This window comes from Candidatus Clostridium helianthi, from assembly GCF_045310795.1.
Lineage (GTDB): Bacteria > Bacillota > Clostridia > Clostridiales > Clostridiaceae > Clostridium > Clostridium helianthi.
Genome location: NZ_JBJIAB010000004.1, coordinates 49274 through 63515, shown reverse-complemented (window position 1 = coordinate 63515; position 14242 = coordinate 49274). Strand labels below are relative to the sequence as shown.

General features: G+C 27.5%; 13 protein-coding genes. 2 read left to right on the top strand and 11 right to left on the bottom strand.

Going from position 1 to position 14242, the window contains the following annotated elements:
• Nucleotides 1-216: 216 nt before the first annotated feature.
• From ACJDTP_RS04595 to ACJDTP_RS04575, 5 genes are all read right to left on the bottom strand, one after another.
• Nucleotides 217-1167, bottom strand: coding sequence for a DUF3800 domain-containing protein (locus ACJDTP_RS04595; protein WP_406760618.1), 951 nt, complete (start codon nucleotides 1165-1167; stop codon nucleotides 217-219).
• Between the two features lie 439 nt (nucleotides 1168-1606).
• Nucleotides 1607-2839 (bottom strand): anti-sigma-I factor RsgI family protein, encoded by a 1233-nt coding sequence (locus ACJDTP_RS04590; RefSeq protein ID WP_406760617.1) that lies wholly within the window; start codon nucleotides 2837-2839, stop codon nucleotides 1607-1609.
• A gap of 1 nt (nucleotide 2840) precedes the next feature.
• Entirely contained in the window at nucleotides 2841-3395 is a 555-nt protein-coding gene (locus ACJDTP_RS04585) for a sigma-70 family RNA polymerase sigma factor (RefSeq protein WP_077837974.1), read from the bottom strand.
• 367 nt (nucleotides 3396-3762) lie between these two features.
• Entirely contained in the window at nucleotides 3763-4836 is a 1074-nt protein-coding gene (locus ACJDTP_RS04580; RefSeq protein ID WP_077869743.1) for an anti-sigma-I factor RsgI family protein, read from the bottom strand.
• Between the two features lie 217 nt (nucleotides 4837-5053).
• Nucleotides 5054-5194, bottom strand: coding sequence for a hypothetical protein (locus ACJDTP_RS04575; RefSeq protein WP_011968634.1), 141 nt, complete (start codon nucleotides 5192-5194; stop codon nucleotides 5054-5056).
• Between the two features lie 1110 nt (nucleotides 5195-6304).
• Here ACJDTP_RS04575 and ACJDTP_RS04570 point away from each other — a divergent pair.
• On the top strand, nucleotides 6305-6646 hold the full coding sequence (locus ACJDTP_RS04570; protein WP_077843472.1) for a hypothetical protein: 342 nt from the start codon (nucleotides 6305-6307) through the stop codon (nucleotides 6644-6646).
• Between the two features lie 298 nt (nucleotides 6647-6944).
• On the opposite strand, the gene ACJDTP_RS04565 is transcribed toward ACJDTP_RS04570, so the two are convergent.
• The 6 genes from ACJDTP_RS04565 to ACJDTP_RS04540 all read right to left on the bottom strand — a co-directional run bounded on the left by ACJDTP_RS04565 (nucleotide 6945) and on the right by ACJDTP_RS04540 (nucleotide 12722).
• Nucleotides 6945-7610 carry a hypothetical protein gene (locus tag ACJDTP_RS04565; RefSeq protein ID WP_077837978.1) on the bottom strand — a complete coding sequence of 222 codons (666 nt, stop codon included), beginning with the start codon at nucleotides 7608-7610 and terminating at the stop codon, nucleotides 6945-6947.
• A 439-nt stretch (nucleotides 7611-8049) separates the two neighbouring features.
• Nucleotides 8050-8604, bottom strand: coding sequence for a hypothetical protein (locus ACJDTP_RS04560; protein ID WP_406760616.1), 555 nt, complete (start codon nucleotides 8602-8604; stop codon nucleotides 8050-8052).
• Between the two features lie 216 nt (nucleotides 8605-8820).
• Nucleotides 8821-9258 carry an ACT domain-containing protein gene (locus ACJDTP_RS04555; protein ID WP_023974269.1) on the bottom strand — a complete coding sequence of 146 codons (438 nt, stop codon included), beginning with the start codon at nucleotides 9256-9258 and terminating at the stop codon, nucleotides 8821-8823.
• Entirely contained in the window at nucleotides 9258-10154 is an 897-nt protein-coding gene (thrB, locus tag ACJDTP_RS04550; protein ID WP_078114931.1) for a homoserine kinase, read from the bottom strand. Before thrB ends, ACJDTP_RS04555 begins: the two co-directional genes overlap by 1 nt.
• Before the next feature lie 11 nt (nucleotides 10155-10165).
• Nucleotides 10166-11623, bottom strand: a complete 1458-nt coding sequence (thrC, locus tag ACJDTP_RS04545; RefSeq protein WP_078114930.1) for a threonine synthase — start codon at nucleotides 11621-11623, stop codon at nucleotides 10166-10168.
• Nucleotides 11624-11783: 160 nt separating this feature from the next.
• Nucleotides 11784-12722: a DUF6414 family protein gene (locus tag ACJDTP_RS04540; protein WP_078114929.1), complete on the bottom strand. Its 939-nt coding sequence runs from the start codon at nucleotides 12720-12722 to the stop codon at nucleotides 11784-11786.
• 373 nt (nucleotides 12723-13095) lie between these two features.
• Between ACJDTP_RS04540 and ACJDTP_RS04535 the strand changes: the two genes are divergently transcribed.
• Nucleotides 13096-14070, top strand: coding sequence for an alpha/beta hydrolase fold domain-containing protein (locus ACJDTP_RS04535; RefSeq protein ID WP_406760615.1), 975 nt, complete (start codon nucleotides 13096-13098; stop codon nucleotides 14068-14070).
• Nucleotides 14071-14242 lie beyond the last annotated feature (172 nt).

Below are 14242 nucleotides of genomic sequence, written 5' to 3'. Positions count from 1 at the left end.
TGCTTTATTCTTCTTACAAAATAAAATGCCCAAAAGCTTCATTTAAGATTCTTTCAGGCATTTTAACTTTCCTAATTTAATATAATAAGTTTCTATTATAAATTCTAATATACTACCTTATCATATAACTATATAATTGCGAATAAATAATTCTTTGAAATTGTAATCGCTTTGTCAAACAAAATTCAATATCTACATATAAGAAAATTCGTGATACTATATTATCATTTTTCTGTTCACTAAAACTCTCTCTAACTGTTTAGATAACAATTTAATCTCACTGGTAAGTTCACTAATTTCTTTTTCCTTTTCTTTTATTCTATTATCCTTAAGTTTTAATTGCTCTTTTAGTAATTTTAATTCTTTATTAAAACCTTCAATATAGTTGTGCGAAATGGCTTGTAATTGAGTCCGTGATATTCCTATTTCTAAATCGTTGTATACCTTATGTTTAAGCTCACTAAATATCTTGTCCCTGTTACCATACTCTATGTATGATATTAATTCCTCATTAATTTCTCTATTTCCATTTAAAACTCTAAAAAATACATTAGTTATTATATTTAATATCTCTATTCCGGAACCATAAATTTTATTATTCTTGTCAGATACAATAAACGTATTAATTTTATTCTGAACGTTATCTTGTGTACTTAAATTAATATTTCTATTGTTATATATATCAAAGAAATTTTGCATTATACTACAATTTCTATTTCCTACTTTTGCTTCAATGACTATCCCGCCTGATTCTCCAGCATTCTTAGTAATAAACGAATAGAACTTCTTTAAAAGTCTTTTTGTCACTATTGAATATGAATCCTCTGTTTCACTTAAATTCTGTTTTATTGAGCTTGAAATTATTTTGAATCTTAATTTGCTAATTAATGTTGGTAGTTTGCTTACGAACTCATTCATTCTGGCTTTGTCAAAATTCCTGTATACTTTATCTTCCAATATTATGCTATCTATTGGTATATTAGAATCACTCTCCATAAAACTTTCTTTCTTATATTCATTTAATTTTCTTTTTAATTCACATTCACTGTTTTTTAAATCAATACAGTAATTATATTCAAAAATCAATCCTACCATTGAGAAATTTCCGCTTTTATCTAAACTTCTAATTCCCCTTTCATCAACAAACATTACATATTTTTTTCCCATATAAACTCTCCCCTTTAATAATTACTCCTTAACCTTATATATTCAATCCTCTTCACACTGTACAACAAATTATTCCTATGAGTACATTAAACACGCTTGCTTATATATAACTTATAAAACATCCTCGTATTAAGTCCATCTTTCAAAGGAAATATATTTTTCATCCCCCTACTACTCAAAATTGAATTCCCTTTTATTTTTCAATACGTTGAAATAACAAATACAATCACAAAATAAGTTTAAATTTATCTTGCAATTGTATCCGTTAATACTAAATAAATATATGATACCCCTATACAGATTTAGAACTCAGGTTATTAAATTTATGAAAAATATTTTTCTAGAATTTTAAAGTTCTTAAAATGTTTATAGAGACAGGATAATTTACGTATTAAAATTATCCCATCTCTATAAAAAATGTATCAGTTTAAATTACTGCCTATTTATTTTTATCATTTCCTTTACCTTTGGAATCTGAATTGCCATTATTACTTTTCTCTGACTTTGATGAGTTACTATTTCCATGAGTTTCAGCATCCCTTTTTTCAGATCCATTTGAAGACTTTTTATATTTCTTATCTTCATTTTCTTCTTGCTTAATACCTGCATTGCTATTTTCTTCTTTTTTCAAATTGCCATTATTACTTTTCTCATTCCATGAGTCATTACTTTTTTCTGTCTTAGCTTCTTTAGTTTTTTGTTCTCCTATTGATGATTGTGTAAATGTAATATCTTCTGTAGATTCAGACGTTACATCAGCATCCTGATTGCTATTGCTTGTGTTAGTATCTGTTTCAGTATTAGTATTACTATCTGTAGCATTCGTATTAGTATCTACAGAATTATCTACATCAACAGCATCATTATCAGTTCTAGTCATTTTTCTCAATTCTTTAGCTTTCTTTTGAATTTCCTTAACCGAAATCAATTTATAATCCTCTACCTTAATACTTGGATCTAGTGCTTGAAGCTTTTGTATAAGATTTAATTTTCCTGGAGTTATTCCAAGTTGCCTTGCTTCATCTCTTCTTGCAAGCGCTACTTTATCAGTTTCGACTTCTGCTTCTAAATCATTATCTTTTAATGTTTCATCTGCAGTTTCTTTTAAAGATTCATTTAATTTATCTGCTAAGCCATCCTTATCTGTAGATACTGTAATTTCAACTGCCGCAGAGGTTGTTACATTTGTACTATCTTCCTTTATGTAACCATCTGATATGGCATTTGTTATTACTGTACTGACTGCATTGTCAACTTTAGTGTTTACCAGATTAGTTCCTTCTAGAACTTTTTCACCATCTTTATTATACGCTTCTGCAGATACCACTGTATCAAAAGCGTTTACTCCTAATTCAACACTTGGATTAATATCCAGACTGACATATGCTACCGGAGTTTTAGCATAAGCATATACTCCTCCTCCTAAACTAAATGCTACTGCAATTGATGCAGCTAAAGCTATTTTTCTCTTCATATAAGTTCCCCCTAAAATATTTTTCATATTATTGTTAAATGTATCTTTCTTGCTTAAGTATCCCGTTTTTTTCTTTACAGATTCTTCAATACGTTTTCTAGAAGACAAGTCCATAGATAGATTAATATTTTCATTCAATAATAAATCAGTATCACTAATGTTTAAGTCATCTAATAATTCAAATAATTTGTCATCCAATTTATCTCCCACCTCCCAATAATTTTTTTAATTTTTCCATACATCTAGAGACTTTTTTATCAATTGTATTAACTTTTAAACCCAGATCACTGGAAATGTCTTTCGAGCTTTGATGTAAGTAATATTTTCTTATAATTATTTCGCTATCAGGTTCTCCTAATGATTTTATAGCATTTATAAGCTCAGAATTGCTTTCTTTTAATAAAATCGAATGTGCTGCATCATCTACAACACTATGTAATTCTTGGGCTACATCATCTATTGGAAGATGATTATTATTTTTATTTTTTCTATACATATCTATAGCTTTTCTTTTTGCTATAATTGCCAAAAAGGCTTTAATTGATCCCTTATCTAAATCAATTCTATTTTTATAATGAAATACTTCAAAAAACACATCACTTACACATTCTTCTATATCTTCTTTTGAATACATTCCAGAAAGTTTATTAAATATTATTGTGTAAATAAGTGCCATATAGTTATCCATCAGCTTCTTAAGGCCTATTTCCGGTTTCGTATCCAAAAGGTTTAGTAATTCAATATCCGAAATCAAAACGCACCTTCTTCCCCTAAAATTTCGTTATATATTATACAGTTCGTAATACATAAATAAAATCTGACAATAAATTTCAAAAAATATATTAACTTTTACATTATCAATGATAAATACTTATATTTTCTTTTCTCTCCTGTTCTATGTAATATATATTAAATATATAGATAAATCCTATTAATGCTATTACTAGTGATTCTTCAATAATGATTTTTTATACTATTTAGCTGATATATATTTAAATTAAATTTATTATTCTGCTCTTTCACTTGATTTAATAGAGTTATAAATTCAAATTTGTTATCGCATACATACAAAAATGAGTAGCTATTATTATTTTCTATATTAGCTACTCATTTTAAACTATTTAGTTATTTTTATTTTTATCCTTATTACCATTCTGTGAGTTTGAATTACCGTTATCACTTTGTTTTTGAGTTTTAGCTGAATTATCTTTTGATTTTTCAACTTCTGTGGCATTTTCTTCTTTTTTGCTAGATGAATCACTATTCTCTTCTTTCTTGATACTTCCATTTCCATTTGATTTAGAAGAAGAATTGCTTATTTTCTCTTCTGAAGCTGCATCTTGATTAGTATCATCTTCTACGTTTCCACCAGTATTTGCATCATCTTTAACTGTAGTCTCTTCATTATTATTGATCTTCTTTAATTCTTTAGTCTTCTTTTGTATATCTTTTACAGAACTTGATTTATAATCTTCTACATTTATAGTTGGATCTAATTCCTGTAGTTTTTGTATCAAGTTTAGTTTGCCTGGAGTTATTCCTAACTTTCTTGCTTCATCTCTTCTTGAAAGAGCAACATTCTGAGTTTCAACTGTTGCTTCTATGTTATTTTCCTCTAATGATTTGTCAGCAATTTGTTTTAAAGATTCATCTAACTTCGTTGCCACATTATCTTTATCCGTAGCTGTAGTAATTTCAACTGCCGATGTACCGTCTTCCTTTATATATCCATCTGAAACTGCATTTGTAATAATATTCTTAACTGCATCATCAACATCGCTATTTACTAGGTTAGTATCTTCCAACACTTTTTTACCATCTTCATTATATGATTCTGCTGAAATAACTTGATCAAATGTATTTACTGATAATTCAATACTTGGATTAATATCCACACTAACGTATGCTACAGGAGTGGTTTTTGCATGAGCATATACGCCTCCCCCTAAACTTGAAAACGCTACAACAGATAGTACTAAAGCTATTTTTCTTTTCATATAAATTCCCCCTAAAATATAATTTACCTTTTCTTTAAACGTATTATTTGAATTATAATAGCCAGCTTTTTTGCCAACTAATTTTTCAATCCTCTTTATAGTAATATCATCTAATGATAACTTTATATCTTTAGATAGCAACAAATCAGTATCGCTAATGTTTAAATCATCTAATTTTTCAACTAGTTTATTCTCCAAGTTATAAAATCCCTCCCAATAGTTATTTTCTTTTACATAAAGTAACTATTTTTTGTTTACTCTTCTTAATAAATTTAAAACCCTGGTTTTAATAAGTACTGCAAAACTTCTGTCAGTTGTTTTTTTGCTTTTCATAATATAATTCGTATTATTATTATGAAATCTGACAATACTGCTTATAGAATTTAAATAAATTTAATTAAAATAAAAAAGAGCCTTATTTATTTGGCTCTTTTCTTACAGGTTTATATTTTGAATTTGGATCATTTGGATTTATGTAATCATAATCTCCATTTTCAGTCTTTCTTAATCCTAATGATGCCATTTGCTTTTTAGTGACTTTACGTTTATTAGTCATAATTATCTCTCCTTACACTTCTTTAGATTTAACTCATGTTAAAAATTTGTATCAGTAAGCCACATAATGATATATAAATATTATTTCTAAATAACATATAGACTAACATGACTAAACATTATCATCATTAATCTATATTATATAAGGTATATAGTCCTAAAATCTTCTTTTGTAATATCTTATGTACTTATATCTAAATTTCTATTTTGCATATTATTCTTGACTTTAGTATACTCACTCATTCAAAGTTTATACTAATTAATGATTAATCTCGTTAATCATTAAGCCGCTCATGAAATTACTTACTTAAAACAGCTCCATAATTCCATAATACTATAAATAATAAATCTCCTACTAAATATTAAGCTGATTCAGACGAACCAGTCTTCCCGTAATTTATACTCACAGTTAATGAACTCACTGTTCGCAAATTTAGCTTCATATAGTTATCTAAGAAATAAAAAAGCAAACCCATAAATATTGGTAATTTCTAAGCCTGCATACCTTAATAATTTAATATAAGTTTTAGTTCATAACAATAATGAAATCTAGACAATAAAATTCTCAGCCTTAATTTGAGATATGTTGCAAGAAAGCCCTATCTATATAATTTCTACTTTTATTTAGGAATTTGCTCTCTATTTCTTTATCCCAAAACTTCATAGCTGGTTTTTCGATAAAATTAATTCTCATCCCTTCAATGGCCATGCATATGAAAAATATAAGAGGAATAGTAATTAATTTATTATCTTACAAAATACCTCCCCAGTCTATCCCCTACACATTTCTAAGGGGGGGCTATCTATTTGGAACTAATTCTCCTTTTTTTATTTATATGTTTTTAGCTTATTGGTATTTCGCAAAAAATTTAAAACTCAGTTTTAAGCAATCTATACTTTCTCAGTCTCTAATAATACTTATTGTAATTCTATTCGTTGTAATAGCATAACTATTAATCAATCTTACCAGCTACATTTACTTTATATTCATTAATTCCTAGTATTCATATTAATCTTCTAACATATTTCTGTTATATATTTTATCTAAATTCTAATAATAAAATTTGAGCGGTTCAATATTCGAATTTAAATTATGAAAGGTGGTTAAATAATGAAAAAATTTACTTTTGCACTTTCTATTATTTTACTAATCACATTTAATATTAATAAACCAACTGCTAATGCTGCATCTCTCCCACAAAACTTTTCGGAAGGATTTTATACCATATCGGATTTAAGTATCATGCAAAATGTTATGTATAATGTTCAGAACCTTTCTCCTAATGAAGTTTTTATGATTATATTCGACGGCAACAAAAGGATACAACAATCTATAAGGTTTGAAGGGCATTCAATGAAATATGTAATGCGTCCTATGAAATATGATTATAAAATTATAATCATTGGTGATGGCAGCATATCATTTTCACCAATGAATATAAATGGCAGATAAATATTCTTTATAGCTATAAATATATATACAAGCTCCTCCTTTAGGAGCTTTTCTGAAATTTTAATATTTTTCTACTTAACATAAACAAGGCGATATGTCATATACTTAGTTGCATCATTTTGAAATTTTCACATTACTTAATTCCTTTAAATAATCCAATTTTATAACTCAACATTTTTATAATTCCATACAAAAATAAAGCTATTTTTATTATATTTTATTAAGACTTTTCCTTTATTAGCAGTCCTTTAACACAAAAAAGAGCCTTAAATATAAGACTCTTAATTCTACATTACTGTTAAACCCATAATTCATGACTTTCTCTTTTTAGCGAATATTGACATTTTCCTAATAGCTTAGAGTTTAACTCACTCTTAACATTTCTATGAATATACTCATAAGCATCATATATATAGAGAATGTCTAAATCTAAATCTTTAGTATGTTTGTTTAAAGTACTCTCTGCATATAAAAAGTGCTTTTGCAAAGATGGTTGAACTATCCACCTAGATTTTTCTTCCCCTAGTTTAATAGACTTATCATTATTCTCAATCATCGATTTCATGTCTTTTAAACACATAAATTTAAATTTTTCTGTAGGAATTCTATTGATTATAAGATAATTTTCTAATCTCTTATAAAGATTTTTCTCAACAGAAATATAGATATTTTCTTTACTTCTTATTCCTTCTTCTATGTAATTATATAAATTAACAATTAAATGCTGCTCTCCATAGTAGTATAAAATAGAATCTCTTTCACCGGTATTTCTTCGATTGGAACTATATAAATTGCTTGTGTTGCAAAATATACAGTCAGATATTAAATCGTCAATAGATTGACTTAAGCAAATTACTTCGTCATCCAATAAGTTATTTTGCTTTTTAGCCAACAAATCATCAAGTCTTTCCTTCCATTCCTTAATATGACATTTCAAACCACAATTATTACATAATACTCTCATTATCTCACCCCATTTTAATTTTAAAACCCTTTTACAATTAAATTATAACATCTTTCTATGTAAATTTATGTCATTACTTGTAAGTTAAAAAAATAATTGCATTTTTTGTAGTTTAAACATACTGTGATTTTCTAAACCCTTCAATATTTTTGTGATTTTTTTAATTCATCTTGAAATAAATAATTATATAGTCTATACTACATTGTTTTTTTATTTCAGGCATTCATATATTCCCCTCTTTATGCTATAATAAAATTAAATAAGTTAGAGTTCAAACTTTCCACTTTGCTTTCTCTAATTATTGATAGGCACTCATAATGAGTGCCTTTTATTTATATGGTGAAAAAATTTTAATATATGAGTTACAAGAAAATGAAGTTTGTTCTTTCATAAAAAAATATCTTGGAATTTATTTCAAGATATTTTTAGTCATCACTTTTTAGTAGTTTCTTAATTCCCAAATTATTATATTTTCTTGATTTATTCCTACTGGTATTTCAAACAGAGAGAACTCAACCACCATGTCAATTAAAAAATTTTGTGATATATAATCTATAACTTTAGATAATCCACTTATTGGCGGATCTCTTTTTTCTTTTAAATCGTAATTATAAATATTATATACTGGCTTTTCCATTGCAATTCTATTTGATATTCCTTTTATATCACTTAACGATGCTCTCATAATAAAATCTCTGTCTATCTCTATGTCACCTTGTAATATTAATCTACCATCTGCAATAGCTAAACTCTCATATACTGCATATCTCTTGTATTTTTTGCTTTTTAGCAACACCTGTTCTTTAGTAAGCATATATAAAAACTTACCTCCTGATACAGATTTATCTCTTATATTATAATATTCATAGGTATTCTCTTCTAAATAACTTTTAATTTCATCTAAAGTTGAATTATCCGTAAATATCTTTTCTGACATTCTATTTAATCCAAGCTTTTTAATCATATAATCACTTTCATATTTATTTCTAATCATGAAATCACTCCATTTTAATTTTGTGTAATAAAAAACACACCTCCATTTCTGAATAATGTGATATTTCTAACCTTTATAGTTATTATAAAACCTTCCTTGTTCCCTATAGAACTTGTCTCTACCGACTTTAATTTATTTTAGCATATTTTAAACAGGTTTTATATTTTATTAATATTCTTTAAAATTGATATAATTAAAATAGGAAGGTTTCCCTTCCTATTCCATTCCTATAAACTCAACTTTTTCAACATTTCTTATGTTAAGTAAGCCCTCTGTCAATGTTTTTATATCTCCATCTACAGTAGATAAATCTATGGTTATGCTTAAGTTAGCATAGCCATTTAAAGGTATACCTTGATTTATTGTCAAGATATCTCCACCTTTTTCTGTAATATAATTGCTTATGTTTGACAAAAGCCCTTTTTCATTCTTAAATATAATATTATAGGTAACTTTTCTACCCTCTGAAGTTTCTGCAAAATCAAATACAAAATCTCTATATTTATAGTAAACACTTCTACTTATTCCTGCTATTTTTACTGCTTCAGTTATTTCTTTTACTTTTCCATCTTTTAATAATTTTTTTGCAAAAAGAACTTTTTCATAAACATCAGGTAAAACCCTTTTATCTATAACCAAGTAATCTCCACTCATCATTTTGTACCTTCTATAATGGTTGCCCCCGCATTATCTAAAGATAACTCTAATATGTTCCATTCCAATCCTTTTATTTGCAAGAATTCTTTAAGCTTATTGCTAAAGCGCTCATCCTTTTCATCGATAATCGCCATGATTGTAGGACCTGCTCCACTTAAATAGCAAGCTAGAGCTCCTAATTCATAACTCTTATTATACACCTCTTCAAAACCAGGAATTAATTTACTCCTGTAATTTTGGTGAAAGGCATCTTTACATGCATACCTTAATAGTTCATATTTTCCGCTAGAAAAACATGCAACCATAAGAGCTGCTCTTGATACATTATATACTCCATCTTTTAAACTTATCTCCTTCGGAAGCACTTTTCTTGCTTCTTCAGTAGATAATCTAAAATTAGGAATTATCGAAATAAACTTAATTCCATTTTTTACATCTATCTTATCATAATAGGTCTTGTTTTCATCAACTATTGCAACAACCATGCCCCCAAGTAAGGCTGGTGCAACATTGTCTGGATGTCCTTCAATTTCTACAGCCATCTCCAACAACTCTTCTTCTGAAAACTTCTTCCCCAAGATTTCGTTAGCTCCTACTAGTCCCCCAACTATACATGTAGAGCTACTTCCAAGACCTCTAGATACTGGAACATTTTGTTTAATTTCACTTATTTCTAATCCTTTTATTTTATAGCCCGCTTTATCAAAACAATATTTCATTGCTTTGTAAATAATATTATCTTCATTACAAAACTCTTCTGGCATTCCATTAAACTTCAAACCATCTTCTATTTCCCTGAATGCAAAATCATTGTATAAATTTAATGCTATTCCAAGCGTGTCGAATCCAGGTCCCATATTTGCTGATGTAGCTGGTACTCTAACTGTAATCATATGTTTATCACCTATGAATTCAAATAAGATAATAGAGCATTTCTCATCTCACTCTTATCCCAAACTTCATCATGTCTTACTTTTGCATTTTCCAAAGTGCTTAAACTATTTGGTATTTTATTATTTGTTGAATCAGATAATTTATTTAGTACTTTAAAATCATCTAATCCCTCTACATCAATATCAAGTGCATTACAAATACTTCTTGGAAATTTAAACGGACTTGCTGTTGAAAGTATTAAAGTTGGTTTGTCGTCTTTAGTTTCTTCTATATACTTCTTTTTAACTACATATGCCACTGCTGTATGAGTATCCATCAAGTAATTATCTTTCTTATAAACTTCCTTTATAGCATCATACACTTCTTCTGTAGTTGCAAAGTTTCCATAAAATTCTTTTATGAAGCTTTTAATTTTTTCATTTACTTCATAAACACCTTTAGTAGTTAGATCTTCCATTAATCTACTAACAACTTCAGTATCTCTACCGCTTGCTTCAAATAATAATCTTTCAAGATTAGATGAAACAAGTATATCCATAGACGGTGATTCTGTTAAAATAAGTTCTCTTTTCTTGTCATATACCCCAGTTTCAAAGAAATCTGTAAGAACTTTATTTTCATTTGATGCACATATAAATTTATCTATTGGTAATCCCATTTGTTTAGCATAATATCCTGCTAATATGTTTCCAAAATTTCCTGTAGGAACTACAACATTTATAGGATCATCTCTTTGTATTACTCCTTGGTTCACTAAATTGAAATATCCATAAAAATAATACACTATTTGAGGTACTAATCTTCCAATATTAATAGAGTTTGCCGATGATAAGATAAATCCTTTTTGAGATAGCCCTTCTCTGAATTCATTATCTCCGAAGATTTCTTTTACGCCTGTCTGAGCATCATCGAAATTCCCCTTTATTCCAATGACCTTAACATTGTTTCCTTCTTGACTTGACATTTGTCTTTCCTGAATTGCACTAACACCATTCTTAGGATAATAAACTACAACTTTAAAACCATCAACATTTTTAAAACCTTCAAGTGCAGCTTTTCCTGTATCTCCTGATGTTGCTGTAAGAATTGTTATATCCTCTTTAACATCACAAATCTTTTTAGCTCTTTTCATGATTTGTGGTAAAAATAACAACGCTGCATCCTTAAATGCACAAGTTGGTCCATGATATAATTCTAAAAAATTGTTCTTTACTTCCACACTGAATCTATCATTATATGCGTCATTAATTGCCCCAGTTAATTCCGCATCATCAATATCTGTGAAAAACTCATTGATAACTTTAAATGCTAGATCTTCATATTTAATATGCGTATCTTCCTTCAATTCATCATAGACTTTAGGAAATTCATCTGGAACATACAATCCGCCATCTTTTGAAATTCCATTAATTATTGCTCTAGCAGATTCTATATTCTTATCCAGACCCCTAGTACTTCTAAACTTCATCTAATATCACCTCAAAATTGTATTAAATATGAAAATATATCTTTATTAATTAACAAATTTAAGTATATATAAACATATTCCACCTGTAATATATATTATCATGTATCCTATAGATAAACAAGTGTTTTTCCATAAAACACATGAAAATCATAATATTTTTTTACATGTAAATGTTTAATGGCATTATTTGGATTGCGCACTCATTAATTCTTAAATCTGGGCACTCTGGTACAAAAATATCATTTTTCTCTAAGCACTCTATAAGAGGAGTAAATTGCTCAAAAAACTTCTCATAAAACTGTTCTTGACCAGTTTTTCTAAGTAAACTTATAGAATCGTGTTCTTCGGTGCACGTTTTTATTACTTTTCCTATAACCCTACACGGACAATTTATATTATCAAATATATTAAATTTATTATTCATAAAATTATCTTTATTGACGTTTAATATTATTGTTCCATTTCCACACTTCATAATTAAATCTGTAGTATTATTATTTTCTAAAATACTTTTCATATAAGTCAGCATTTTTAAACACATTGAAAAATTTATTTTCACATTACACTCTTTAGTTAAATCATCTAAGTATTCTGCTCCAAATATTGTTATCAAATTAATTAGAGTTTCAATATAAGACATAATGCTTTTATTTGTGATTGTTCCTTCAATCTCAATTAGATCTCCTGGATATATGTTATTATTTTCTATATCTCTTTCATTTTTATGCTGCAACTGCTTATTTTCATTGAAGTAGTTAATTAAACTTCCATTTAATACGAATGTAGTATAAGTAGTTTTGACTTGCCTTTCCTCTCTTACACATTGCCTTGCATCTATTTCTTTATCAATATGATGATGCTCAAAATTATTATTAGCATCTAATTCATTTTTATCCTTAAATCCTTTTCTCTCAATTCTTGTAACACTTCCTTGATTAGAATTTTCTATTCTATCTCCCTCATGAAACCCTGCTGATAATGTTCTATCAAAAGCTTGAGTTCTAGTTATTGTTTCTATGAATCCAGTTAACACTAAAGAGGATAAATTTCTAACTAAAATTTCATCCAAATAAACAAGTATACCAAAAGGATTGCTCATATCTTCTCCTTTCAAAAAGGTTAATAACTAATCGTCTCTTCTTATATATTATTCATATTCATACTAATATAAAATATTATTTATACTTTTATTTTTATTAAAAATGTATCCATTTTTTCCCAATAAATTGCAAATTTCTTAATTTGCGAATTATTTAAATCTTTTGTAATATAAATTTATAGTATAAATTTATATTAATATAGAAATTCTAATATAGTCTTTAAGTGTACTTAAATGCCTGTTTTCTATACACATTCTTTAGACTGCCTATATTAGTATTTTGATATTATAAAATCTTTTCAGAAAGGAGATATGCCTAAATTATTATAAATACCTAAGTAAATTTTATTAAATATTAGGCATGCAGTATTTAATGAAGAAGTTTTTTAAAAGATTTTTCTCAATTTTATTTATTGTACTTTTTATTTTTAGTTTATTTTTCTACAAAAGAATTATATTATCGTATAGAATTGCTGATAAATATATTTCTTTAAAAAATCATGTATGGACAATACAGGAATTCAATACTCAAAAGTCATCAAGTTCAATGAATTACAAAGATGTTATTTATAAAAATACTAATGATGTCCCATTAAAACTAGATATTTACGGTCCAATAAATCAAGTATATAAATCTTCGCCAGTACTTGTATATGTTCATGGTGGAAGCTGGGCTTATGGAGATAAAAATATTCCTGATGCATTGAGTCCAGTACTCGATACTTTTAGAGAACAAGGTTATACAATTATAAGTACTTCCTATGAGCTTATGAAAGAAAAGGAAAATTTCAACAAACAAATTTCCGATGTCAAGGATACAATAAGATGGATAAATAAGAATCAGTATTCCTATAATCTTAATACAAGTGAAATAGGCATTATTGGTGTTTCATCCGGCGCGCATCTTTCTCTCATGGCAAGTTACAGTGGTGATGATGAATTTATAGATGATAACGAATTAAGCAATTATTCTTCAAAAGTAAAATACTTAATTGATTTTGCAGGACCAACTGATTTAAGTCTATTAAATACTCAAAATTTAAATTATGATTTATCAAAAATTTTTGCTTCTATTTCAAATAAAGAAGAAGTAATAAAAAAATATAATCCTATAAACTATGTAAGCAAATCGAATCCAAATACTTTGATAATTCATAGTGATTCAGATAATATGGTTCCTTATAAAAGCTCAAAGGAACTTTACGATAAATGTGTTCAGGAGCACTCAAAAGCCAAGCTGATTACATTAAATAGCAGTGCTCACGATTTATCAAATATCTCTAAAGATGATATTATGGACTTTTCTGAAGGATTACTTAAATTTATAATTTTCAATTCACCTTTATAGAGTAAATATTTATAGAAATCGTAGGTAATGTGATGCAACAAATCTAATCCTCAACTGTAATTCGTATATCTGATGCAAGACTTTACCTTCGGTTTCCTTCAGATTATACTTCACGTCGGACATTCTTCTCCTAGACTAATGATTGATACTATCAGCCAAATTACAGGCTATC